Genomic DNA, 25,769 nt, shown 5'->3' on the forward strand with positions numbered 1-25,769 from the left:
CTCATGACGTACGACGTTCTGGTCGTCGGCAACGACCTGCTCGGGTTGTCCCTCGGCCTGGCGTTGGCTCGCCGCGGCACTCAGGTCGCCGTGGTCGGCGCTCGGCGTCCGGAGTCCGCTGTCGAGCTCGTGGAGACCTTCGGCGGCCTTACTGGCACGGTCGAGCCGACCAAGCTGGCCTGGAGCCGTCAGTCGGCGCAGCTGTGGCCGGAGTGGCTGAACTCGCTGGACAGCGACGTACAGACCGCAGACGGCAGCCTGCTCATCCTCAACACGATGGGGTTGCCCGACGTCGACACTGCGAACTTCGCTGCCGTTCACGCTGCGCTGGAGCAGTACGGCGAGCCGTTCGAGGTAGTGGATCCGGAGGAGTTCGACTGGCTCGATCCGGAGCCGACTGCCCGTCCGCTGCAGGCCCTCTATCTGCCCAACGAGTTTGCGGTGGATACGGCCGAACTGCGGGCTGGCCTCGAGCATGCCTTCCAGTCCGCGGGCGGCGTGTTGATTGCCGAGGACGTCGTTCAGGTTGGCCAGGAGGTCCAGCTGGCCTCCGGTACGTCGCTGAGCACCGGAGCCGTCGTTCTGGTCAACACGGCGGCACCTGCGGCGGCCGAGACGGTACAGACCGTCAGCAGCGGTGAGGTCTCCGTGCTGGTCGACACTGAGGACGGTACGGTCCCGCCGTACGTGGTCCGGACGCCGCGGCGCGCGTTTGCCGCTGCAACGTACGTCGCGCCGCTGGGCGCCGGTCAGGTCCAGCTCGGTGGCACCGAGGTCGTGGCAGCTGAGCCGGCGAGCGCTGCGCCGGTCGGCGACGTCCTGCACGTTCTGAACACCGCCGCCCGGCAGCTTCGCCGCGACCTAGGCGAGAGCAGCATCCACGAGATCCAGCTAACCAACCGTTCGGTTGCCGTTGACGGCCTACCGCTCATCGGTGCGAGCGCGCTTCCCGGGGTTTGGCTGCTGAATACTTCCGACCTCACGCTGGCCCCGCTCCTCGCCGAAGAACTTGCCACCGCACTCCGCGGCGAGGAGCCGACCCTCGACCTGAGCCCGTTCCGGCCGACCCGCGCTCCGATCGGCGCCCTGACCCGAGCCGGTGCCGTGGCCACCACTGTCACCCAGCTGCTCGCCAGCGGCTACGAGTCGAACTGGACCACCCCGGTCGAGTGGCCGGCCCTCCTCGAAGCCACCCTGGTCACCGAACTGCACCGCAACCCGCCAGACGTCACGACCGCGCTACAGGCCCGGCTGCGCTAGCTGCGCGGTAGCGGAAGCACCCGACCGCCGACAGCTACGACCACGGCGCCGACCACGACGTGCATGACCATCAGAGCGATCACAGCGCCCCAGCTGGTGCCGGGGAACGAGTCGTTGACGCCGACGACGACGTCCGGCACCCAGCTGACGCCGATGACCGCTGGGACCAGCACGCGCATCAACTGCCGAGGCTTCGACGCACGAGCCCGGACGACCGCCCATCCGGTGAAGCCGGCCAGGACGCCGACGATCGTCCACATGCTGTACGCCGACAGCTGGAGCGGCTGGAAGTCGGCGGAGGCGCCGGCGGCCAGGGTGATCGCGGCGACGCCGGCATTCAGCGCGATGGCGGCGGCCGCGGCGCCAACGATGCCAAGGGCAATGATCCCGGTCGAGCTGCGGGCGGGGCGAACACTTGCGGACTGGGTGGACATCAGGATCCTCCTACGGGCTGACGGTTGACTGGGCGGCGGCGGCCATCGTCCGGCCGGAGATCCGCCGGGACATCGAGGCCGGCAGGCTGTTGAGGACCCGGGCGGTCAGACCGGGCGTCACCTCGACGTCTCCGGCTTTCAAGGCCTTCAAAGCGGTGGAGACGGCGTTGTGCACCGTCGTCCCACCGGTCTCGGGCAGCGAGCGGCGGCTCTGTAGCTCGGTCCGGGTCGGACCAGGGGTGAGCACGGTCAGGTTGAGCCCGCGCTCGGCGAACTCGGCGTGCAGGCCGCGCGCGAGGGTGTTGGTGTAGGCCTTCGCGGCGGCATGAGCCGCCAGCCACGGGATCCCACTCTCCGCGCCCGCGGCACCGACGAGGAGGACGCCGCCGGCGCCGCGCTCCGCCAGCCGCCGTCCGAAGTGATGGGTCAGCACGAGATGGCTGGCGGCGTTGAGCTGCCAGGAGTCGAGGGCGTACTGCAGTTCGCGGCCCAGAAACTCACCGGGAACCAGATCACCGGCGTTCGAGATGAGCAGCCCGACGTCGAGGTCCGCGGTGGCCTCGATCAGCCGTTGCGGCCCGTCCGGTTGGGACATGTCGGCGACAACGGCCCGGTGCCGGACGTCGTACCGCTGCTCGATCTCCGCCGCGAGCTCGGCCAGCGACTCCGCGCGGCGGGCGCTGATGACCACATTCAACCCACTGGCCGCCAACTGCCGGACGAACTCACGCCCGATCCCGGCCGACGCCCCGGTCACCACCGCCCACGGCCCGAACTTGGCCATCGGCAACTCGACATCCGTCATTGGTCTGCCCCTTTCACGGACAAGTACCGGACTCCGGTCAGTTCCTCGGCAGCCGCCCAGAGGCGCCGGCCGGCACTCGGATCGCTCGCCTGCGGTGCCAGCCGGGCCCGACCGACTGGACCGCGCAGTTCCCCGAGCCCGGACGGGCCGAAGAAGTCGCCGCCCCGCACCGACGGATCAGTTGCCGCATGCAATTGAGGCAGGACGCCGCGTTCCACCGGCTGCCCCGCGAGCAGGACGGCCCGCGAAACCAGCCATCCGGCCCGGCCGTGCTGCTCCAGGGCGCGCGGCGTCAGTTTCGTCCGCGTCATACCCGGGTGGGCGAGCACGCTGAGCACCGGCGATCCGGCGGCTCGCAGCCGTCGATCCAGCTCCACCCCGAACACCGTCGCCGCCAGCTTCGACCGCGCGTACGCGTCGTTGGCCCGATACCCCCGCTCGAACATCAGGTCGGCGAAATCGAGCTGCGCTCCCCGATGGGTCGCCGAGCTGATGTTCACCACCCGCGCGGCCTGCAGGCTGCCCAGCAGCAATCCGGTCAACGCGAACTGTCCCAACACGTTGGTCGCGAAGTGCAGCTCGTGCCCGTCGACCGACGTCCGCCGCGGCCCGAGCATCATCACCCCGGCGTTGTTGACCAGCAGATCCAGCACCGGGTGGTCGGCGATCAGCCCGGTGGCGAACGCGCGGACCGACGCCGCCGAAGCCAGATCCAGCTCCCTGACTTCGATCGACCCACCGAGCCCGCGCACCGCCTCCCGGCCGGCCGAAACGTTGCGCGCAGCAACCACTACCCGCGCGCCCCGCTCGACCAGCCCCCGAACCGTCGCCAGCCCGAGCCCCGAATTCCCACCCGTGACTACTGCAACACGTCCACTGTCCATGGTCCGAAACTAGGCCCGCGGCCGCGGGCCTCGATCGCACCGATTTCCCTAGGTTCCGCAGTCCCACCCTCAGGCGGGCTGATTGCTCAGAGTTTGCGGACCAGGGTCTGTGTGCCGAAGGTCCCGCCGCTGCCAGGTACGCCGAGGAACTGGGTGTAGGCGGCGAGGGTACCGTCGTCGCTGGTGTCGGCCATGACGACTGAGTTGCTCGGCGCGAGCAGGCTGGTCGAGGCACCGGCGCGGTTGAAGACGTAGCCGGGATGCGCGCCGGCGCCGCTGCCGATCCCGACGGTGAAGAGGATCTTCGTCCCGTCGCGGTTGAGGTTCATCGGCGTCACCAGTTGGTCCCCGGCGTAGTTGGCCCGGACGGACTGCGCAGTGATCCGACTGGCGCCGACGGGTACGACTGCCAGACCTTCGTTGCTGCCCGCGGCATTGGTGTAGGACGCCGTGATGTAGCCACCGTCGTCCGAGATCTTTGGGCTCTGGGCCTGTTCGAGCTCGACCGGCTGCGACAGGAGATCGGTGGCGGTGCCACCGGACCAGCGCCGAACATGACAGTTGCGCGTCGGACCGCCGCAGGTTTCCCAGACCAGTGTGTTGCCGGAGCCGTCCATGTCGAAGTACGGAGTCTCGCTGTCGTCGGCGCAGCTGATGAAGCAGCCGGCGATCTCCGTCGCCGTCCCGCTCACCCCGGGCAGGGCTCGGTAGATGTTGGCATCGGGAGCCCTGCTGGGCTTGGCCGGCAGCCGGGTCGAGAAGGCGAGGACGGTGCCGTCGTCGTTGAGCTTGACGCTCTCCAGGGTTTGGCCGGTCGCGAGCGGGTAGCGCCCGATGATGCGCCCGGAGGGGAGGTCCCGGACGACGACGTCACCGGTCCAGTGCGGGGTCCGCCACTCCTGGTAGGCGACGCGGGCGCCGGTGCGGCTGACGCCGATCGCGACCCCACGCTGCCCCGGGAACAGCATCGGCCCCGGATCGATCGCCTGCGGGGTCACTCCATCGGCAGCTCGCGAGACGAGCTCGATCCGGCCGGTCCCCAGACTGCGGCGAACCAGGTACGGGTAGTTGAGACCGTTGCGAGCCTCCAGTGGGACCACGTTGGAGTTGCCGCCGGCAACGAAGTAGACGTATTGGCCGTCACCGGACAGCTTGAACGCCATGTCGTAGGCGTGACTGTTCGGCACGTTGAACTCGGTGGTGTTGACGTTCAGCGCGGTGCCGGTGATCGTCAGCCCGAGGCTGGCCGGGACGACCTCGGCGCTGAGCGGGCTGAGTGGGCCCATCCCCAGGCTGCTGAGCGCGGCGACCTGGACCCGGTACGTCCGGCCCGGGGTGACGCCGAGCAGTCGCGCCGTCCGGGCCGGAGCCTCGACCCAGGTGGTTGCGGTCGCGGGAACCGTGGTGATCGCGTACCGCAGGATCGGAGATCCGCCGTTCGCGGGCGCTCGCCAGGAGACGTTCAGGGAGCCGGCGCCGGGTTCGGCGTACGGCGCGGCGGGCGCCGCCGGGGGACCGCTGCCGACCAGGATGCCGACCTCGAAGTTCAGCTCCGGACTGGCCGGGGTCTCGTCGATATGCGCCCGGACCAGGGCGGCGCCGGGGTCGGGGGAGACGTAGGTGCCGTCGGCCGCGACCGATCCCGGCCCCTGGACGACCGACCACTCCACGTTCTGCGGGGTCGTCGGCACCCCGCCGACGATCAGGGTGGGCGTCAGTTTCAAGGGCGTGTTGGTCGCGATCTCCGCCTTCGCCGGTTCGACCTTCAGCCCGGTGAACGGGCCGCCCGCGTGCGCGATCGTCATCTTGACCTCGAAGAGCGAGTCGTCCTCCCAGCCGAACTCCTGGCCGAAGATCTTCTTCATGTCGTCGCTGATCCCGAGATAGGCGCCGAGCTGGACGCCGAGATCGAGGGTCCACCAGGGATCCTGGCTGAGATCGACCTCGAGCTCGGTGAACGGGCTGGCCAGGATCCCCGGGCCGCCGACGTCCCACAGGTACACGTAGAAGCCGATCATCGGCGCCGCCAGCCGAGCGGTCGCGGCCGCATAGAGCTGGACGTCACCCGCGTTGACGTCGTACGTCCGGTTGATCACCTCGGGGGTGACCTTGGTGCCCTCGGTCTTGATCTTGGCCCCGATCTCCCGGCCGTAGCTGTACCGGAGCTGGACGCCGACGTTCCCCTCGACATCGAGCCGGATCATCACCTTCAGCTCGGTGGTCAGCACGATCGGCACCGGCCCGGCCATCACGACGACCCGCGGCCCGCGGATCCGCTGTACCTCCCACTCCTTCGAGAGCAGTTTCGCGACGAAGCCGGCCCGCCAGCGGACGTCGGCATGCGCGTCGACCGTGTAACCCCATTCGGTCCTGGTCGGCGTCCCGAAGTCGATCTTGGTGATCAGGTTCGGTTTGACGCTCACCGAGCCCTCGACCGCGCCGGCGAAGCCGTTCTCCGCGCCCACCTCGGCGAAGAACGTGAACGTGTACTGCCCGTCCATCAAGGTGACCTCGCCACCCTGGAGCTTGTTGGCCTGCTCGCGCCGGGGCGCGCCCTGCTGCCGGGTCTTGCCGTCGATGAGCGGCTGGGAGCGTTTGGTACCCGGTGCGCTCATCAGCTCGGTGGTGGAATCGTTGGTCAGGACCTGGTCCGAGGTGATTCCGCCTGCGGTCAAGAGGCCGCCGAGCGGCATCTGTTCGGTCGACAGGACCACCGCGGGCCCCTGGGTGGCTCGGTTGGTGACGCGGCGCATGATGCCCAGCGGAAGCTTCGCGTCGGGCAGCGAAGCGACGACGTCCCCGGCCTTGAATGCCGTGACCTGCGCCGACGGACGGTCGAAGACCAGCGTGCCGTCGGTGCGGTACTCGGTCAGCCCGGCCAACGACTCGGCCGACAGCAGGTTCGGTGTGACGCTGGTGGCCGTGACCGAGGCCCGCGTCGGCTCGGATACCTCAGCCGTACCGGCTCCGGCCGCGTTGGACGCCGTCGTCCGCACGGTGTAGCTCGTCGCGGCATCGAGCCCGGTGATGGTCGCCGTCCGGGCGGTGGCGCCGACCGTCGCGCTGCGGCCGCCGGGCTCGGCGGTCACGGTGTAGCCGGTGACCGCGGTCGAACCGGGATCGGTCGGCGGCTGCCAGGTGACCACCAGACTGCCGCTGGCGATACTCGAGACGCTCACGTTCAGCGGGCGGCCCGGCGCTCGGGTGGCGACCGGAATCAGACCGGTCCTGGTCGCCGGCTCACTCGTACCAGCCTTGTTCACGGCCACCACGCTGGCGCTGTACGACGTACCGTTCGTCAGATTCACAAAGGCCGCGACCGTGGTGTCGGCCTCGATGATCTGCTCCTGACTGCCTGGCGTCAGCCGGACCCGGTACGACGTGATCGGCGCACCGCCGTCCGCCGGCGGCGCCCATTGCACATCGATCCGGTTCGGCCCCGGGACGACGCTGTCCAGCACGGGCGGCATCGGAACCTCCGCGGGCCGGGTCGTGACCGGCCTGGACAGCGGCGACGCCGTACCGGTCCCGTGTGCGTTCGTCGCCGCGATCGTGAACCGGTACGTCGAACCGTTCGTCAACCCGCCGACCCTCGTCGAGGTCGCATCCGCGGGCGCTTGGACGGTCCGGCCGCCTGGCTGCACGGTGATCGTGTACGACGTGATCGCACCGGCCGTCTCCGGCGGCGGTGACCAGTCCACCTGGACCGCTGAGTCCATCCCGGCGACTCCGGTGATGATCGGGGCTCCTGGCGGACCTGCTGTGGTCGGGGTGACGCCGGCACTCGGCTCGGAGGGCGCCGACGTCCCGGTCGCGGTCCTGGCCGTCACGGCGAAGGTGTACGCGGTGCCGTTGTCGAGGTTCGGGATCGTCGCAGTGGGCGTGCTGGTTGCGATCTCCGCACCGCCGGGCCGGACCTGCACCGTGTACCCGCTGATCGGGAGGTCGCCGGTGTCCGCTGGGGCGGTCCAGGCGACTGTCGCCGAGCGGTCACCGGCCTGCGCGGTCACGTTCGTGGGCGCTTGAGGTTTGCCCGGAGTGACCGCGTAGCCCTGGACCTCGACGTACAGGCGGGCGCCGGCGTTCGTCCGGTTGGCGATGGTGATGTCGCCGGAGGCGTTCGGCCGGACCCACAGCTGGTTGAACTGATGCGGGCTCGGCGCGAAGATCACATCGGTCGCCGGAGGCGCCGACGCGCCCGCGGCGTAGACCCGGAAGTCGCCCGACGTGGCCGTTCCGGACGCGATCAGGTTGATCGCCGCGGCCGAGACGTTGCTCGTCGGCACCCCGCCGACACCGGTCACCCGCAGGTTCACCGTGGCCCCGGCCGCGATCTGGGTGCTGCCCGTGTCGAGGATCCGGCGCGGAGAAAGCGGGACGACGCGGCTCGACGCCACGGTCGCGTTCGACGCGCTGGTGAAGTAGCCGGTCACCTCGACCGTGAAGTGCGTCGTACCGCTCGAGTTGTTGGTCAGCGACAAGCGTCCGTCGGCCGCGAGCTTGACGATCGAGCTGCCACTCTTCGGCCGGGTCTTCAGGTGCACGCCGTGGTTCACGCCCGGACGGGTGGCTCCGGCCGGGAACAGGGTCCAGCCCCCGATAGCCGACGGGACCAGCGCGGTGACGTTCACAGCGACCGCGGCGATCGACCCGGCCGCAGGCAGGCCGCCGAGCCCGGCCACCTGGAACGTGATGGTCTTGTCGGCCCCCACCGGCGTGGTGCCGGGGACGCCGACCTTCGCGCGGGTGTCGACGATCCGGGCTTGCCGCAGCGGCACGAATCGCGCACCGGCCGTCGTCGCGGTCGCACTGGTGAAGTAGCCCGTCACATCGACGCGAATGCGCAGCGTTCCGGCGCTCTTGTTGGCGAAACTCGCCTGACCGGACGCATTCAGCCGAATCACCGCCGACGCCGACATGTAGCTCATATTCGCCGTGAACAGCAGCCCGGACACCGTCGGCATACTCTCGCCGGCCGGCCAGGCGGGCAGTGATCCACCCGCAGTCGGGTTGAAGACCTGGACCGTCGCGGCGATCGCCGATACGCCGTCCGCCGGTATCCCGCCGAGCCCGGTGAAGGTGACCGTCTTCGTCTCCTGCGCCTGGACGAGCGTCGTCCCCGAATCGTAGAGCCGCTGACTGGTCGCGAGCGGCACGTACAACCCCGCTCCCGCTCCCGGCGCGGCCTCCGCCGCACCGGTCGCCGTCACATGCAGGCCAGTGACCAGCACGGCCAGAACCACGAAGTACCCCAGCAAACGCCGCACTGGGTCGATTGACTTACGCATCCGGAAATACCTCCAGTACGGGCGGACGGACCGGCGGGTGTCGATTGTGATCACCACACTCGACACCCCGCTGCCCGTACTCCGCCCGTACCTACCACTCGCCGACAGGCAACCTTTCGCTGTTCGGCGGTGTTCAGTTCCGCGAACCGACATCTCGATCGCACGTCACCAAAAGGAGAAACCCTGTGCGCACTTCTCGGCTGATGATCGGCGCCGTCGCCTCGCTGACAGCGCTGCCCCTCGTCGCACCGACAGCCATGGCAGCGCCGAGCGGGCAGCTCGCCGGCAGCGTTCGGATCTACGAGCACGCCAACTACCAGGGCGGTAGCCACTACCTTCCCGCCGATGGCGGAGGTTGTGTGAATCTCCCAGCCTGGCTGAAGAATCAGGCCAGCTCCGCGCAGTTCTACGGGAACGTCGTCATCGGCCTCTTCAACGGCGACGACTGCAAGGGCGGGATGGGTGAACGAGGTCCGGCCAACTCTCCGCAGTTCACCATCGACAACGACAAGGCCAACTCGGTCCGGGTCTACGCCGTCTGACCACCTGCCGGGGCCCGCTGTGCGTCGGCGGGCCCCGGCAGTTCAGGAAGTCAGCTTGTAGGCATGGATGACGGTCTGTTCGGATTTGTTGCCTGCGGCATCTTTCGCGGTGGCTCGGAGGGAGACGTAGCCGTCGCCGCGGGGGTGGTCGAGGAGGGCCTTGGTTCCCTGGAGTTTGGCGGGGCGCCAGGTGGCGCCGTCGTCGTAGGAAGCCTCGACCGAGGTGAGGGTGCCGGAGGTGAGCTGGACGGGGACGGCGTACCGGACGCCGCTGGGCGCCTGGTTGCGGTTGTCGAGTTTGGGGGCGAAGCGGATCAGTAGGAGGGGGAGTGGGGTGGGTTTGGCGGTGGTGTCGGAGCGGAACGTCCAGGCGGCCGACTGCCGGGTTGAGAAGGGCGTGATGCTGCGGGAGCTCTCGACCTCCAGGCGGTACGTCGCGGGTCCTGCCGGTACGTCGGCCGCCAACTCGCCGGGATAGTCCGCGGCAGCGATCTCGGTGCCGTCGCGGAGCAGTCGCGTGCGGCCGGAATCGAGCAGCGAGTCACCGGTGTGGTCGACGTCCTGGTCGGAGTACATCCGGAGCTGGACGTCGATGGTGTCACCGATTCGCCGGCTGCCGCGGTCGGCGTCGTCGGCCGGCATGAACGGCCCGACGTTCCAGCGGGCAGGGGGCGCCACGCCCTTGGTGGCAAAGAATCTGGGCGTGATCTTGCTCTGGCTGAACAGCAGCTGGCCGTCCTCACTTCGGTGGGTCAGGGTGCCTGGCTCGAACTCGTAGCCCGGTGAGTAGCGTTCGACGATCGTTCCCGGTGCGCTGATCGCGGTGACCATGTCCTTCGTGATCACCTCGCCGGGGACCTGGGCCGCGATGATCGACGTCTGCTCGGCCAGATCGCGATCCCGGAACCGGCGATCCAGGGTGCGCGGTACCCGGCCGTCCTGATGCCACTTCAGGTGGTATTGGTACGGACTGCCGGACCAGCCGCCGTGGCCGTCCAGTTTGGCCAGCAGGGTCTGGGCGCTGAAGAAGTACTCACCCGGCGCCGACGTCTGCGACGGCCGGACGCGGTTGTCGTTGGCCATCGGAAAGGACTCGGTGCCGCCGACCGAGGTGCCCACGGACGCCTTCCCGCCGTACGGCGTGTCCCGCCAGCTGTCGAAGCCCAGCGCGGCCACATCCGCCTCCGGGCGATCGCTGCGCAGCACGAGCGGGACGGCGTCGCGCGCGTCGAGGGTCAGCGTGGTGTCCTTCGCGATCGCGAAGTTCGGCTCGAAGAAGTGCTCCGAGGCGAACGCGATCGGTTGCTCGCTGAGCATCCGCTCCTGGAACCCCTCCCAGTAATACATTCCCTTCGGCAGTCGCAGGACGAACGGCTCCTGGGATCCGTCCCGGACGGCGAAGCCGGGCCGCGCGACGTTGGCGATCATGAAATGGGACAGCGGCGCCGGCTTCCCGGCGTGATCGAGTGCCCGGACGGTGACGTCGTAGCTCTCGGGTTCGCGATAGAGCGCGACCGCGGTGCGGACCCGGGTGCTCCCGGCGGTCGCCACGACGCCGCCCTGGTACGTCCCGTCCGGGCCGGTGACCGCGGGGTTCGCGACCACGTCGACCGTGGCCGAGCCGTGCGCCGGCACAGTCACCGTCGGCGCCGACAGTACGAACATCCCCGCGGGGACGGCGGCGCCTTGCGGGCCTTTGATCCCGTCGACCGAGAGGGTCAGCGTCACCGGCTGGTCGCCGTCGTTGCGGTAGTTGACCGTACGGCGTACCGGCTTGTCGTCGTCGTGCGGCCAACGGGCCTCACCGAAGTCGACGCTGCCGACGTCCGCCCGGATCTGCTGGGTCACCGCACGTCCGACGTCCGCCCGGCCGGCGCCTTGCTGGTAAACCGTGAGCGTCGGGCTCGGCTCCGCACTGCCCATCAGCGCGGCCTTCAACTCGCCGGGCTTCCACTCCGGATGCTGGGCCGCCAGGATCGCCGCCGCGCCGGCGACGTGCGGTGCGGCCATCGACGTACCGCTCATCGACAAGTAGGACGCATCGACCGGCGTACCGATCACCGCGTCCTTCGCCCGGGCCGCCACGATCTCGACGCCGGGCGCGGTGATGTCGGGCTTGATCGCAGCATCCCCGATACGGGGCCCCCGCGCCGAGAACTCGGCCAGCCGATCCTCTCGGTCCACCGCTCCGACGGCCAACGCCGTATCAGCAGCTGCCGGACTGCTGACGGTCTGACTGTCAGGACCATCGTTGCCAGCCGCAACGACAAACAACGCACCCGACTCCGCAGTAAGCCGGTCCACCGCCAGATCGAGCGGACTCTTGCCATCAGTCGGAAATTCCGAACCCAGACTCAGGTTCACCACCTCGGCGCCCTGCGCCGCGGCCCACTCCATCCCCGCCAGCACCGCGGACTCCGACCCATCGCCGTCGTCCCCCAACACCTTGCCGTTCAACAGCTTGGCCCCCGGCGCAACACCCAGATACTTCCCACCCGAAGCCGCGCCACTGCCCGCGATCGTCGAAGCCACATGAGTCCCATGCCCCGACCGATCCTCCGTCCCCGACTCGCTCCCAGTGAAATCCTGAGCCTGGACGACGGCGCCCACCAAATCCGGATGCGTCGCGTCAATCCCCGAGTCCAACACGGCAACCTTCGCCCCAACCCCACTCTGCCCAGCCCGCCAAGCCACCGGCGCACCAACCTGCCGCACACTCCGATCCAGCGACCCCCGCACCTTCCCATCCAGCCAAACCTTCGTAACGCCCGCCTTGGACGCCCCCTGCAACCCCTCCCAAAACTCACCCGCCCGACTCTTGAGCTCCCGCCGAACACCCATCCCCGCCCGCGCCTTCCCCCGCGCCCCCTCAACGATCAACGGAATATCCGCCCGCGCCCGATCCCCATACCCCAGAGCCGCAAGCTTCGTGACATTGAACAACCGCCGATCCACCTTCCCCGCCCCGGTCAACCCCAAAGCGTCATACGGCACCACATACGTATCCCCACCCACCTTGCTGATCTGAAACCGCATCCCCCCACGCCCCGCCCCAGCCCTAACCACCGGCAACCGCGAGCCACGCAAAACCACCTTGTCACCAGTGATCAACGTGATCGTCTCGGCAACCTCCCCCGCCCCGCCCCCCTCCGCGACAGCCACCCCAGGCCCGGCCAACCCCCCGCCGACAACCCCAACCACCAACCCTCCAGCCACCCACCGAACGACCTGCCTCAACCCCTCAGCACCCACAGCCACACCCTTCAGCTCGGACTAAACACCCCTTTCGATGCCGAACCGCCCCCCGATGTCACACCCAACCCCAAATCCCCGCCCGCCTAGCCGGCGAGCGCCGCCGGGGTCAGCCAGAGGAGCAACAGAACGCCAACTGCCGCCAGGCCGAACAGGGCCAGGCCCACCACCCAAGTCCAGTAGCCGGGCAGCCACCCCAGCGGGCCGGCGAACTCCCGACCCCGACGGGCTCTGAACGCATCTCCGTGAACCACGAATCGGTCGTCGTCGGCGAACGCTTCTCGCTCGACCTCTTCGAGCCAGCGAGCGTCACAGCGCTCGCCCTTTCGGTGCCGGGACATGAGTTGAATCGAGATCAACGACGCGATCAGCGACAGGACGGCGGCGAGCCCGCGAGCTAGCCGGCCGCTGTCACTCCCCAGCGCGATCGCGAAGAGGAACGCCTGTGCGGTGAGGCTCAGCACGGGGACCTGCCAGAGAAGATTGTCGAACTGCAAACGCCGGGTGGCGACGGTCTCGTAGATCTGATCTTTGCTCGGCACGATCCACCTCCAGATTGACTCCTGTTCTCTGAGACTCCGCGATTGCGTGTTTGGATCCCGGTGTCGGCAGGTGATTTTCTCGGGGTATTTGTGGGGTGCTGTCCGGCGAATTTTGGAGTGTGGTCGGGTGAGCTGTTGCGTGCTGTGATGCGGGAGTGGAACCTGGCGACGTGCTGACTTACTACACGGCGATGGACACCGCGCTGGTGGCGCATTCGAGCGAGTTGGAAGAACAGAAAAAGGTTGCGGTCAATAGTGCGATGGCGACTGCGGCGCTGATGGACGGATTGTTGCTCCGGGGGAGTACTCCGGTCCTCTCGCAAACTCAAGCGTTTGACAATTCCGTACTGCTGGCCTCGACGGGGAACGTCGCGGAGGATCCGAATGCGCGGGCATTGTTGCGGCTATTTGCGCAGGGCCGGATCCAGGTCCGGTTGTTGGCGGACCGGGCCGGTCCTGGGCGGGCGACTCTGCTCCGCGCGTTCGAGGCGAAGGTCCGTGATCCGGCTTTCATCTTCTCGGCCTGGCCCGAGTTGGCACACCAGGACATGCGCGATCGGGTTCTCGCGGACCTCGCCGGCGAGCGCAACGCGACGCCTGCGATGGTCGCGGCGCGGCTCGAGGCACTACGCAACCTGGACCACGTCGTACGCCGAAGCAACACGGCGGCCGAGATCACCGGCCCACCGGCCGGCCTCACGCTCGCGGTGCTGTGCCGACGGCAGCTCGACCTGTTGTCGATCGATGACGAACACTCACTCGCCGCGCGCCAGTCGTTGTACGCGGACATCGCAGGGCAGCCGCCTGGTGAGCAGAACAAGCGTGGCGCCTGGTACACCGCCATCCAGCGCGGACGGGACGAACATCCCGAGCTCGGTCGCTTCTACGACAAGGTCAAGCTGGTCGTGGACGTCGCCTACAACGAGGTCATCTTCGCATCGCTCGGCATCGAGGACATGGTCTTCGCCACCGACACCTCCGCGGTCGTCGCCAGAGATGTGTCGGACGACTCCCCGAGCCTGGACTACGCCGTCAACGAGCGCCAGGCAGTCCTCTACGACCCCGCGCGGACAGGCGGATGGCTGGACTGGCAGCAGACCGCGAAGCTGCTCCCTGAACTTGACCTGCTCGCAGGGGTCGAATCGCGAACGGCCTTCCTCAGCCGCCAGCGCGGTGACGCGCTGATCAAGGCCGAGCAGAACAACAGCCACTACCTGTACCTGTTGACGCAGGCTCCGTCCGAGGTTGCCATCAACCTGGCCGCCGCGGCCGTCGCCGTAGCGGCCGCAGGCCAGACCGAGGGGGCCGGCCCAGCCGTGGTCGCCGCCGTCGTCGGACCTGTGGTGGGCCTCTCGATCACCCGTCGGCTGGTCAGCTGGCTGCGCGACCGCGACGAGGCCTTTCGCCGCGCCCACCTCGAAGGCCGGCAAACTATCCTGACCTCGGGACGGCGGACCTGGATCAAGAGATTGAGGAAGAAGTGACTTCTCTGCGGAAGCCCGTCGAGCTGGTCGAGGAACGCGAGGTGTACCGCAACCAGTTCATCGCGGTGTACGACGACGAGGTCGAGTTCGCCTCGGGCGCGCACGGCAGCTACGTACGAATCGTCGAGTCGGACGGCGAGCCAGGCGTCGTCGCCGTGCCGATCTGCGGCGACCTCGTCGGCCTCGTCAAGACCTACCGCTACGCCCTGCAGCGCTACGAATGGAGCCTGCCGCGCGGTTTCGCCCACGCACCTGACACGTCTCTGACCGTCCTGGCGGAGCTCGAGGAAGAGCTGGGCGCCGCCCCTGTCCGCATTCGGCGACTGGGTGAGCTGACGCCGAACAGCGGTCTCCTGTCCTCGACCGTCCACGTCTACGCGGCGTACTACGCCACCGCCCCGACATCGCCCAAAGACACCGACGAAGTCTCGGACATCACCTGGCTGCCGATCGCCGAGCTGGTTCAGGAAATCCGGGACGGTTGCATCGTCGACGGCTTCACCCTGTCCGCGCTCTGCCTCGCGCAGGTGGCCGGAATCGTGTCGTTATCAGCCGAGTAGCTGGCCCGGGGGCTGATTTAGGGTCGGGGTATGGGAGAGACCAAGTCACGTAAGGCGTTGCTGGCGACACTGGGTGTGTTGGGTGCGGTTCCGGTGGCGAGTGGGCTGAGTGGGATTTTGGGGGGTCCTGAGGCGGCGCCGGGTGGGGGGTCGACGACGGCCAGCGTTGATAGTGAGTACCGGTTCGTTAATACGTTCTGGGCGATGGCCGGGTTGGTTTTGTGGTGGTCGATTCGGCGGCCGGAGGAGCGGGCTACGGTGACGCGGGTTGTGTTGGGGACGGCGGCTGTGGGTGGGGTGCCGCGGCTCATTTCGGCGCGTCGGGCGGGGAAGCCGCATGCGGTGTTCCGGGCTGCGACGGTGCTGGAGCTGGTGATCGTGCCGATCGTGATCGGGTGGCACGCGGCCGTCGTCCGGCGGCAGGACAAGACGGCTGGTCGGACAAGCGATTGATTGGGTATTTGGCCCGAAACTGCCTAGACCTCTGACAACGTCGTCGTCTTCTCGGGTGCGGTAGTTCGACCTAGCGTGAGCCTCGTCCATGCGTGTTCAGGGGAGGGGCTTCACTGATGAGAGATGTCCGAAGAGGTCTACTGGCGACGGCCGGGGCGTTCGTCCTGGTGGCCGGTGCGGTGGTGGCGCCGATCGGCGCTGGTGCGGAGGTCGCTGGGGGAGAGACCGAGTACCTGGTTCTGCTCGAAGAGGGCGCGAATCAAGGGCAGGCTGTTGCCGCGGTCAAGGCTGCCGGTGGTGAGGTGGTCAAGGAGAACGCGCAGCTGGGCACGTTGACCGTGCGGGCGGCGGCGTCCGGTTTCGTCGGCCGGGTCTCGGCGTCCAGCGTCATCGAGGGTGCGGCCAGGAGCCGGCCGATCGGCGTCACGCCGCAGCAGAAGCCGCGCACGGTCGAGCAGGAGAACGCCGGGACGAGCCGGAAGGGCGTGGCCAAGCGGCCCGTCGGGATGGACCCGTTGGACGGGCAGCTGTGGGGTCTGCGGATGGTCCGCTCGGACCTGGCCCGCAAGGTCCAGCCGGGCAAGAAGTCGGTGAAGGTCGGCGTCCTGGATTCGGGGATCGACGCCCGCAACCCGGATATCGCGCCGAACTTCGACTGGAAGCTGTCGCGCAACTTCGCTCCGGACATCCCCGAGATCGACGGCGTCTGTGAGTTCAGCGGCTGCGTCGACCCGGTGGGCTGGGACGACAGCGGTCACGGTACGCACGTCGCCGGCACGATCGGCGCCGCGGCGAACGGCGTCGGCGTCTCCGGCGTCGCGCCGAACGTGACGCTGGTCCAGATCCGCGGTGGTCAGGACAGCGGGTACCTGTTCCTCGGCCCGGTCACGGACGCGCTGACGTACGCCGGTGACGTCGGGCTCGACGTCGTCAACATGTCCTTCTACGTCGACCCGTGGCTCTACAACTGCACGGCCAACCCGGCCGACAGCCCGGAGGCGCAGGCCGAGCAGCGCACGATCATCCGCGCGATGACCCGAGCGCTGAACTACGCCCACAAGCGCGGCGTGACGCTGGTCGGCTCGCTGGGCAACAACCACGAGGACCTCGGCAAGCCGCGGATCGACCTGTCCAGCCCGGACTTCCCTGCGGGCCAGGAGTACCCGCGCACGATCGACAACGCGACCTGCCTCGACCTCCCGGTCGAAGGGCCGCACGTGATCGGCGTCTCGGCCCTCGGCCCGACGAGCACCAAGGCCGACTACTCCAACTACGGCACCGAGCAGATCGAGGTCTCCGCGCCCGGCGGCTGGTTCCGCGACTACTTCGGTACGCCGCAGCACCGGACGAACGGCAACCTGATCCTGTCGACGTACCCGGTGAACAAGCTGCAGGCGAACGGTCACGTGGACGCCGCCGGCGAGCTCACTGCTGCTGGTATCGCAGCGGGCGCCCAGAAGCAGTGCCCGGCCGGAGTCACCGACTACACCCGCTGTGGCTACTACTTCGTCCTGCAAGGCACTTCGATGGCCTCCCCGCACGCCTCCGGTGTGGCCGCGCTGATCGTCAGCCAGTACGGCAAGAAGCACCGGGGCGACTTCGGAATGGACCCGGACAAGGTCGGCCGCATCCTGATGGACACCGCCCAGCCCCGCTCCTGCCCGAACCCGCCGCTCCTGACCTACACCAACGAAGGACGGCCGGACGAGTTCAACGCCCTCTGTGAGGGCAGCCGGAACTTCAACGGTTTCTACGGCCACGGCATCGTCGACGCCTGGTCCGCGGTCACCCGCCGCCGCTGATCCCCAACCACTGCAGGGCGTCGAGAGTCCTTCGGCGCCCTGCAGTGCCCTATCGCGAGGGTGGGGCGGTGGAGGCGCGTGGGACGAGTTGAGTGGCCAGCTCGAGGTGGAGCTGCTCGGGGCGGTGGTTGTTGAGCGAGCGCATGAGTTGGGTGACGGAGATCCGGCCCATCTCCTGCAGGGGCTGACGGACGGTCGTCAGCGGCGGGTCGATGGCGCCGCTGAGGTCGATGTCGTCGAAGCCGGTGACCGAGAGATCGGTAGGAATGGCCAGCCCGCGGGCGCGGGCGGCGTGATAGGTGCCAACGGCAACTTTGTCGTTGAAGCAGACGATGGCGGTCGGTCGGATCGGCGCGTCGAGCAGCTCGAGAGCGGCCTGCCGGCCGTCCTCGACCGTTGGGTGGGTGTAGCGGATCCGCTCGGGCGGGAGCAGGGTGCCGGCGGCGGCGAGGGCCGCGCGGTGGCCGACCATCCGGGCGTCGGTCGCCAGCCACTCCTCGGGGCCGGCGATGACGGCGATGTCGCGGTGCCCGAGGGCGGTCAGGTGCGCCACGACCGCGTTGGCGCCGGAGGCGTGCGCGGCGGAGACGGCGGCGATATCCGGCGGGAGGATCTCGCGCGGGTCGACGACGACGAACGGGAAGCCGGAGCGGGACAGCGCCTGCAGCGTCCGGGCCGGCTCGGGCGGCAGGATGAGGATCGCGCCGTCGATACCGTCCTGCGCGGGTAATCCGGTCAGGACGTCGTTGTCCTGGCCGGCCTCGCCGGCGTCGAGGACCATCCGGCGTCCGTGCAGCATCAGGGTCTCCGCGATCGAGGACACGATCAGGCCGAAGTAGTCGGTGAGCAGGTACGGGCAGCGGACGTAGACCGCGCCGGCGGCCGCGTCACCCGAGTTACGCCGGGCGACGGCCTGCAGGACCAGATCGCGCGTCCGGGGAGCGACGTTCACGCTGTCGTTCAGCACCCGCGACACGGTGGCGATCGACACGCCGGTCTCCGCGGCGATGTCGCGCAGCGTCGCGCGGGGCTGTTCGACCGTCGCCGGACCCCGGCGCCCCCGCGGCTCGCTCATCACCGCAGTCTAGCCGAGCCGTTGACGCCGCCGGGCACCTGTTGTTTCATGATGTAAATAAAGTTTGCAGGATGGTTCAGGTCCTGCAGCAGCGCATGACACCCCAGACCACCGACCGCCCTGCGGTGGTCGATCCGCCCCCTGAAGGAGGGTCATGTTTTCATCCTGGAAATCCGGTCGGCGTGCCGTCGGACTGACCGCGGCTGCTCTGGTGACGGCCGCCGGTCTCACGATCCCGGCGGCGCAGACCGCGTCGGCCGCGCCGAATGTCGCGGTCTGGCTGACGACCGCGAACAAGTCGAGCCTGCTCGGCCGGCAGCCCGACACGAGCTTCGGCTCGGGCGGCGGCAGCGGTCCGACGATCTCGGTCAACCCGAACACGACGTACCAGTCGATGGTCGGCTTCGGCGCCTCGTTCACCGACGCGGCGGCCTGGAACATCTTCAACTCGCCGCGGCGCAACGAAGTCATGAACGGGCTCTTCAACCGCGGCAGCGGGATCGGCCTCAGCTTCCTGCGGCAGCCGATCGGCTCCACCGACTTCTCCCGCAACTTCTACACCTACAACGACGGCGCCGCCGACCCGAGCCTGTCCCGGTTCTCGATCGCGCACGACAACGCGTACATCCTGCCGCTGGTCAAGCAGGCGCTGGCGCTGAATCCGGAGATCTCGGTGATGGCGTCGCCGTGGAGTGCGCCGGCCTGGATGAAGGACAACAACAACCTGATCGGCGGCTCGCTGAGTGACAGCCGCGTCGGGGTGTACGCCGACTACCTGGTCAAGTTCACCCAGGCGTACGAGGCGGCCGGCGTCCCGATCGACTACCTGAGCGTGCAGAACGAGCCGAAGTTCTCGCCGCCGGCGTACCCGGGGATGTACATGACCACCGGTCAGCAGAGCAACATCATCAACAACCTGGTGCCCAAGCTCCGCGCGGCCGGGCTCGACGCGCGACTGCTCGGCTACGACCACAACTGGGACGACACGTCGTACGCGCAGGTCGTCAACAACGCGACCGGGAACAACACCGTCGGGTCGGCCTGGCACTGCTACGGCGGTAACCCGTCCGGTCAGTCCGTCGTCCGCAATGCCCAGCCGAACAAGGAGATCTTCTTCACCGAGTGCTCCGGGACGAAGTCCGGGGACGACGCCGCCACCTTCCGCGACTCGCTGCGCTGGCAGGGCATCAACCTGGCCATCGGCGCGACGCGGAACTGGGCCCGCACCGTCACCACCTGGAACATGGCGCTCAACAACGCCAACGGTCCCGTCATCGGCAGCTGCGGCAACTGCACCGGCGTCGCGACCGTCGACGGCAACAACCTGCAGTACAACGCCGAGTACTACGTCCTGGGACACCTGAGCAAGTTCGTCCGACCGGGCGCCGTCCGGATCGACTCCACCGGGTACGGCGAGGGCGGCATCCAGAACGTCGCCTTCCGCAACCCCGACGGCACGATCGCCCTGGTCGCGATCAACAGCGGCGGCACCCAGAACTTCCAGGTCGCCTTCGGCGGCCAGACCTTCGGCTACCAGCTGCCCGCCGGCGCCATGGCGACCTTCACCTGGCCCAACACCGGCGGCAACCCGCCCACCGGCAACACCGGCCCCATCACCGGCCTGGCCGGCAAATGCCTCGACGTCACCAACGGCTCCACCGTCAACGGCAACCAGCCCCAGCTCTGGACCTGCACCTCCGGCCCCAACCAGCAGTGGACCGTAGGCTCCGACGGCACCGTCCGCGCCCTCGGCAAGTGCCTCGACGTCACCGGTAACAGCACCACCGACGGCGCCGCCGTCCAACTCTGGGACTGCTTCGCCGGCCCCAACCAACGCTGGACCGCCACCAACGGCACCCTCGTCAACACCGGCTCCAACAAATGCCTCGACGTCCGCAACAACTCCAGCGCCGACGGCACCCGCCTCCAAATCTGGACCTGCACCAACGCCCCCAACCAACGCTGGACCACCCCCTCCTAAACCCCCCAAGCGCCCCGGCCCAGCCGGGGCGCTTCGGCGTTGGCGTGTGGCACGATCCCGGCATGGATCACGACCGGAGACGCCTGGTGGTCGCCGCGCTGGCGGACCTCGCGACCAGCGACGACTCCCTGGACCGTGCCGACGCCGGCCGCGCGCTGGCCCAGTTCGCCGACGCCCCGGAATCGCGCGAGCTGCTGCTCCGCCGGCACGACCGGGCCGGTCTCGAGATCGTGGCCGAGATCAGTCCGGTGCTCTATCCGCTGGAGCCTCCGAGCTGCTGACGCCGGGGTGCTTTTGGTTGGTGGGGTGGCCAGTTTCTGACAACGAACGACAAAAGTTCGGGTCAAGGTCTTAACAATCGGGTGCTGGCTACATAGGGTGCTGGCTGAACTACGCCTGGAGACACGCGTTCCCGCCCGAACGGAGTCCCTTGATGGTTGAGCATGCCCGAAAATCGCGGTTGTCCCGCCGCTCGGTGTTGGTGACGCCGGCCGCGGTGGCCGGCGGTGCGGTGCTGAGTGGAGCGGCGGCCGCGCCGGAAAGAGCCGGCGCGGTGCGCCAGATCACCTTGTACGCCGAGCCGTTGCCGGGAGATCTGTACGGCTACGGGTTGGCGCCTGGGGAGGCGACGATCCCTGGTCCGCTGCTGGAGATCTACGAGGGGGACACCCTCGAGATCGAGTTGGTGAACAACACCGACAAGCGGCTGTCGATTCATCCGCACGGCGTCGATTACGACGTGAACTCCGACGGCAGCCCGCTGAACGCCTCGTTCAACGCGCCGGGGGAGACCCGGACGTACGTCTGGCGCACCCGGAAGCAGGTTGACATCGGTGGCAACCGGTTCCTGCCCGGTAGCGCCGGCTACTGGCACTACCACGATCACGCCCTAGGGAACGACCACGGCACGATCGGCATCCAGAAGGGCCTGTACGGCGGTCTGATCGTCCGTCGCCGCGGCGACCTGATCCCGGACCGGCAGTTCACGGTCGTGTTCAACGAGATGCTGATCAACAACAAGAAGGCGCCGGACACCCCGATGTTCGAGGCCCGGCAGGGGGAGCGGGTCGAGTTCGTGTGTATCGGGCACGGCAACCTCCCGCACACGTTCCACCTGCATGCCCACCGCTGGGCCGACACCCGGACCGGCATGCTCACCGGCGCGAACGACCCGAGCCCGGTGATCGACAACAAGAACCTCGATCCGGGCAGCTCGTTCGGCTTCCAGGTGCTGGCCGGCGAAGGCGTCGGGCCGGGGGCGTGGATGTACCACTGCCATGTCCAGATGCATTCCGACCAGGGGATGGTCGGCCTGTTCCTGGTCCGCAACCCCGACGGGAGTATGCCGCCCGGCGCCCAGGCGGCGATCGACCGCTTCCATCAGCATCACGTGGCCGGGCCGCAGTCCGATCACTCCAACCATCACGGCTGAGGGGGAAACGATGAGGCTCAACCGTCGGCGGCGTAGCGCTGCCCTTCTGGTGATCGCAGCGCTGGTACTCGGCACCCAGGTGGCCCAACCGGGCAGTACGCCGCCAACCGCGCAGGCAGCACCGGTTGCCAAGACCGCCGCCACCGACGTGGCGGTCAACGTACTCGTGTTCCGCGGCGAACCCGACGACCAGCTGGATCCGGTCGAGCGGGCGACCGACGCGATCGCCGGCCTCGGCCAGGCGAACGGGATGACCGTGCACGTCAGCTCGGACCCGGCCGTCTTCACCCCGGCGAAGCTGGCGACGTACCGCGCGGTGGTGTTCCTGTCCGCGCAGGGCGTCGTCCTCAGCCGGGAGCAGGAGACCGCGCTGCAGAACTACATCAAGGCCGGCAACGGCTACCTCGGCATCGCTGATGCGTCCAAGTTCCAGCCGGACTCCGAATGGTTCACCGGTCTGATCGGCGCGCGCCCGGTCGGCGCTCAGCTGCCCGCTCCGCGCCCGGTCTCGGCCGTGACGGCCAGCGCGGAGAACCCGCCGAACGAGACCAAGGAGAAGCTGACCGACGCGAACCCGAACACCAAGTGGCTGGCGTTCGCGACGACCGGCTGGGTCGCGATGAAGCTGGCCGAGCCGGCGGCGGTCACGAGGTACTCGCTCACCTCGGCCAACGACTTCGTCGGCCGCGACCCCAAGAACTGGACACTGCAGGGCTCGAACGACGGCGGCGCCTGGACGGACCTGGACACCCGCAGCAACGAGGTCTTCGGCGAGCGGCTCCAGCGGCGCGTGTTCACGATCGCGAACCCGACGGAGTACGCGCACTACCGGCTGAACATCACCGCGAACGGCGGTGAGCCGCTGATCCAGCTCGCCGACCTGCTCTTCTACACCGGCGACTCACAGCCGCCACCCGAGCCGACGCCGCAGCGCGCGGTCGTCAACCTCCTGGACCGCCAGCACCCGGCGAACGCCGGTCTGCCGCTGAACCTGACCCGGACCGACAAGTGGCGCAACTGGGCGACCAACCCGATCGGCACCGTGCACACCGTCGCCCAGGTCGAGGAGCGGCACTACAACCCCGGTCCGGGTGCCAACGGCCCGTTCCACCCGATCTCCTGGTGCCGCGACTACAACGGCGGCCGGGCCTTCTACACGGGCATGGGCGGTACCGACGGCAGCTACGGTGAGTCCGCTTTCCGCAAGCACCTGCTCGGCGCACTGAAGTGGACGACGGGAATGGTCCGGGCCGACTGCCAGGCGACGATCGCCGCGAACTACACGGTCGAGCGGCTGACCCCGCCCAACCAGACCGGCCAGCTCGACCAGATCGGCGAGCCGCACGGGATGACGATCGCGCCGAACGGCAAGGTCTTCTACGTCGGCAAGGCGGCCTGCCCGACCGGTCCGGTGGTCTCCTGGGACAACCCGAACGTCGGCCTCGGCTGCGGCACCATCCACCAGTGGGATCCGGTCGCCAAGAAGGCGAAGCTGCTGGCCACCCTGCCGGTGATGGGCAACCGCGGCTCGGGTGACGAGCTCGTCAAGAACGAAGAGGGCCTGCTCGGCATCGTGCTGGACCCGAAGTTCGCCGACAACGGCTGGTTCTACGTCTACTGGATGCCGCACGACACCGTCGACCGAGTCCGGCACACCGGCAAGCGGACGGTCTCGCGCCTGACCTACAACGCCACCAGCCAGACCATCGACCTGGGCAGCCGCAAGGACCTGCTGCAGTGGGAGGTCCAGCAACACAGCTGCTGCCACGCCGGCGGCGGTATGGCCTTCGACTCCAAGGGCAACCTGTACGTCGGTTCCGGCGACAGCAACTCGTCCGGCGGATCGGGCGGCTACTCCGGTAACAACTGGACGCAGGAGTTCGGCGGGCTGTCGTTCCAGGACGCCCGGCGGACGTCGGGTAACACCAACGACCTGAACGGCAAGATCCTCCGGATCCACCCGGAGGCCGACGGTACGTACACGATCCCGGCCGGCAACCTGTTCGCGCCGGGCACGGCCAAGACGCTGCCGGAAATCTACGTGATGGGCGTGCGGAACATCTCCCGGCTCGCGATCGATCCGGAAACCGACTGGTTGACCGCCGCCTGGGTCGGTCCGGACGCCGGTACGCCGGACCCGGAGCTCGGACCGGCGAAGTACGAGACCGCGACGATCATCACCGAAGCCGGCAACCACGGCTGGCCCTACTGCATGGGTAACCGGCAGCCGTACCGGAACCGCAGCAACACCGACGCATCGGTGCTGACCGGCTGGTACGACTGCGACAACCCGCTGAACACCTCGCCGCGTAACACCGGCCTGGTCGAGCTGCCGCCGGTCAAGGACAACATGATCTGGTACTCGCCGGGCGGCGGCGGCCCGGTGTTCCCGAAACGCCCGGGCAGCTCGATCCCGACGTACAACGACGCTGAGGCGACGTACACGCAGCAGTACTTCCGCGGTGGCGGCGGGCAGGCTGTGATGTCCGGGCCGACGTACCACTACGACCGGGTGAACACCAAGAGCGGTGTGGCCTGGCCGAAGTACTGGGACGACAAGTGGTTCATCGGCGACAACTCGACCCCGACCCGCCGGGTCGCGGTGACGGTCGACCCGGCCGGCGTCCCGACCGCGCAGGCGCCGGCGTTCGGTGAGACGTTCCAGCAAATCATTGCCGGGGGCAATGGAGCCAACCAGGTCCAGAGCTGGATGGACGCCCGGTTCGGGCCGGACGGCGCCCTCTACGTCCTCGACTACGGCGGCGGGTTCTTCACCCTGCACCCGAATCAGAAGCTGGTGAAGGTCAGCTACAAGGGCGGTGCGCCGACGCCGCTGCCGAAGGCCTCCAGCGTCGCGGTGCAGAACAAGCCGCTGACGTACGCGTTCAACGGGGCCAAGGCCGGCGGGGTGTCGTACGCCTGGACGTTCGGCGACGGCGCGACCTCGACCGAGGCCAACCCGCGGCACACCTACGCGAGCCCGGGCCTGCAGACCGCCAAGGTCACCATCACGTACGCCGACGGCACGACCGCGGTCGCGACGACAGCGGTGAACGCCGGCTGTGTGATGGCGGATCAAGGTGCGCAGGTGACGATCGGGGACACCGCCACGACAGTGCCGAACCGCAATGCGGGCGGCGGCTGCAAGGCGGACGACCTGATCGACGACGAGAGCACCTGGGCGACCCACGCGTTGTTCGTGACGCACGTCCAGCAGGCCACTAAGCAGCTGCGGCAGCGCGGGATCATCACCGTCGCCGAGCGGGACAACCTGATCGCCGTCGCTCGCGCATCGAATATCGGCAAGCCCGGGGTGACCGGTTACGAGCCGCTGTTCGACGGCACGAACGAGTCGTTCTACGGCTGGGCGCAGGCGCCGTCGGGCGAGTTCGCCATCCAGCCGGACGGATCGCTGAAACCGTCCGGTGGGCTCGGCATGCTCTGGTACGCGAAGAAGCCGTACGGCGACTTCTCGCTGAAGCTGCAGTTCCGCGACGTCGCACCGGACGCCGTTCGCGCCAACAGCGGCGTGTTCGTCCGCTTCCCGGATCCGCGCACACCGCTCGACCAACGGCCGCTCGGCAGTTGCGGCACGGTCGGTTCGGCCCGCACCTCACACGCCTGGGTGGCGATCTTCTGCGGTCACGAGGTTCAGCTGTACGACGGTGAACCGGGCGAGCCGCAGAAGACCGGATCGATCTACAACTTCGACCCGAACCCGCTGACCGCGGCCCGGCCGACCCCGAAGGGGCAGTGGAACGAGTACGAGGTCAAGGTGATCGGGCAGCGCTACACGATCATCCGCAACGGCGTGGTGATCAACGAGTTCGACAACGCCCCGGGGCAACAGTCCTCGCGGGCAGGCGATCCGCCGACCGACCTGCGGCAGTTCGCCGAGGGCTACATCGGGCTGCAGAACCACGGCAACAGCGACCTGATGGAGTTCCGCAACATCCGGCTGCGGACCCTCTAGGA

General features: G+C 68.6%; 17 protein-coding genes. 10 read left to right on the top strand and 7 right to left on the bottom strand.

What is annotated here, in order from left to right; translation table 11 throughout:
* Nucleotides 1-3: 3 nt before the first annotated feature.
* Nucleotides 4-1,260 (top strand): NAD(P)/FAD-dependent oxidoreductase, encoded by a 1,257-nt coding sequence (locus tag ACZ6ZD_RS13670; protein ID WP_465671656.1) that lies wholly within the window; start codon nt 4-6, stop codon nt 1,258-1,260.
* Here the strand turns inward: ACZ6ZD_RS13670 and ACZ6ZD_RS13675 are convergent.
* The 4 genes from ACZ6ZD_RS13675 to ACZ6ZD_RS13690 all read right to left on the bottom strand — a co-directional run bounded on the left by ACZ6ZD_RS13675 (nt 1,257) and on the right by ACZ6ZD_RS13690 (nt 8,671).
* On the bottom strand, nt 1,257-1,694 hold the full coding sequence (locus ACZ6ZD_RS13675) for a DUF6069 family protein (RefSeq protein WP_465671658.1): 438 nt from the start codon (nt 1,692-1,694) through the stop codon (nt 1,257-1,259). The genes ACZ6ZD_RS13670 and ACZ6ZD_RS13675 overlap by 4 nt on opposite strands.
* Before the next feature lie 10 nt (nt 1,695-1,704).
* Nucleotides 1,705-2,499 (bottom strand): SDR family NAD(P)-dependent oxidoreductase, encoded by a 795-nt coding sequence (locus ACZ6ZD_RS13680; protein WP_465671660.1) that lies wholly within the window; start codon nt 2,497-2,499, stop codon nt 1,705-1,707.
* The gene (locus tag ACZ6ZD_RS13685) at nt 2,496-3,383 is read right to left on the bottom strand and encodes an oxidoreductase (RefSeq protein WP_465671662.1); all 888 of its coding nucleotides are present in this window, start codon (nt 3,381-3,383) and stop codon (nt 2,496-2,498) included. Before ACZ6ZD_RS13685 ends, ACZ6ZD_RS13680 begins: the two co-directional genes overlap by 4 nt.
* An 86-nt stretch (nt 3,384-3,469) precedes the next feature.
* Nucleotides 3,470-8,671: a fibronectin type III domain-containing protein gene (locus ACZ6ZD_RS13690; RefSeq protein ID WP_465671664.1), complete on the bottom strand. Its 5,202-nt coding sequence runs from the start codon at nt 8,669-8,671 to the stop codon at nt 3,470-3,472.
* 185 nt (nt 8,672-8,856) lie between these two features.
* Between ACZ6ZD_RS13690 and ACZ6ZD_RS13695 the strand changes: the two genes are divergently transcribed.
* Nucleotides 8,857-9,213, top strand: a complete 357-nt coding sequence (locus ACZ6ZD_RS13695) for a hypothetical protein (protein ID WP_465671666.1) — start codon at nt 8,857-8,859, stop codon at nt 9,211-9,213.
* A 42-nt stretch (nt 9,214-9,255) separates the two neighbouring features.
* On the opposite strand, the gene ACZ6ZD_RS13700 is transcribed toward ACZ6ZD_RS13695, so the two are convergent.
* Complete coding sequence (locus ACZ6ZD_RS13700; protein ID WP_465671668.1) at nt 9,256-12,249, bottom strand: S8 family serine peptidase; 2,994 nt, start codon at nt 12,247-12,249, stop codon at nt 9,256-9,258.
* 302 nt (nt 12,250-12,551) lie between these two features.
* The gene (locus ACZ6ZD_RS13705; protein ID WP_465671670.1) at nt 12,552-13,007 is read right to left on the bottom strand and encodes a hypothetical protein; all 456 of its coding nucleotides are present in this window, start codon (nt 13,005-13,007) and stop codon (nt 12,552-12,554) included.
* A 170-nt stretch (nt 13,008-13,177) separates the two neighbouring features.
* On the opposite strand from ACZ6ZD_RS13705, the gene ACZ6ZD_RS13710 reads away from it, so the two are divergent.
* From ACZ6ZD_RS13710 to ACZ6ZD_RS13725, 4 genes are all read left to right on the top strand, one after another.
* The gene (locus ACZ6ZD_RS13710) at nt 13,178-14,491 is read left to right on the top strand and encodes a hypothetical protein (RefSeq protein WP_465671672.1); all 1,314 of its coding nucleotides are present in this window, start codon (nt 13,178-13,180) and stop codon (nt 14,489-14,491) included.
* Nucleotides 14,488-15,051, top strand: a complete 564-nt coding sequence (locus ACZ6ZD_RS13715; protein WP_465671674.1) for an NUDIX hydrolase — start codon at nt 14,488-14,490, stop codon at nt 15,049-15,051. Before ACZ6ZD_RS13710 ends, ACZ6ZD_RS13715 begins: the two co-directional genes overlap by 4 nt.
* A 30-nt stretch (nt 15,052-15,081) precedes the next feature.
* Nucleotides 15,082-15,504 carry a DUF4345 domain-containing protein gene (locus ACZ6ZD_RS13720; protein WP_465671676.1) on the top strand — a complete coding sequence of 141 codons (423 nt, stop codon included), beginning with the start codon at nt 15,082-15,084 and terminating at the stop codon, nt 15,502-15,504.
* A 116-nt stretch (nt 15,505-15,620) separates the two neighbouring features.
* The gene (locus ACZ6ZD_RS13725) at nt 15,621-17,306 is read left to right on the top strand and encodes a S8 family peptidase (protein WP_465671678.1); all 1,686 of its coding nucleotides are present in this window, start codon (nt 15,621-15,623) and stop codon (nt 17,304-17,306) included.
* 49 nt (nt 17,307-17,355) lie between these two features.
* Here the strand turns inward: ACZ6ZD_RS13725 and ACZ6ZD_RS13730 are convergent, their stop codons facing one another.
* Nucleotides 17,356-18,381 carry a LacI family DNA-binding transcriptional regulator gene (locus ACZ6ZD_RS13730; RefSeq protein WP_465671680.1) on the bottom strand — a complete coding sequence of 342 codons (1,026 nt, stop codon included), beginning with the start codon at nt 18,379-18,381 and terminating at the stop codon, nt 17,356-17,358.
* Between the two features lie 154 nt (nt 18,382-18,535).
* Here ACZ6ZD_RS13730 and ACZ6ZD_RS13735 point away from each other — a divergent pair, with 154 nt between their 5' ends.
* The 4 genes from ACZ6ZD_RS13735 (at nt 18,536) to ACZ6ZD_RS13750 (ending at nt 25,767) form a co-directional block, all read left to right on the top strand.
* The gene (locus tag ACZ6ZD_RS13735) at nt 18,536-20,362 is read left to right on the top strand and encodes an RICIN domain-containing protein (protein WP_465671682.1); all 1,827 of its coding nucleotides are present in this window, start codon (nt 18,536-18,538) and stop codon (nt 20,360-20,362) included.
* Nucleotides 20,363-20,424: 62 nt separating this feature from the next.
* Nucleotides 20,425-20,643, top strand: a complete 219-nt coding sequence (locus ACZ6ZD_RS13740) for a hypothetical protein (protein ID WP_465671684.1) — start codon at nt 20,425-20,427, stop codon at nt 20,641-20,643.
* A 152-nt stretch (nt 20,644-20,795) separates the two neighbouring features.
* On the top strand, nt 20,796-21,794 hold the full coding sequence (locus tag ACZ6ZD_RS13745) for a multicopper oxidase domain-containing protein (protein ID WP_465671686.1): 999 nt from the start codon (nt 20,796-20,798) through the stop codon (nt 21,792-21,794).
* A gap of 10 nt (nt 21,795-21,804) precedes the next feature.
* Complete coding sequence (locus ACZ6ZD_RS13750) at nt 21,805-25,767, top strand: ThuA domain-containing protein (protein ID WP_465671688.1); 3,963 nt, start codon at nt 21,805-21,807, stop codon at nt 25,765-25,767.
* Nucleotides 25,768-25,769: the final 2 nt, after the last annotated feature.

The sequence above is a fragment of the Kribbella sp. NPDC104218 genome (genome assembly GCF_055584105.1).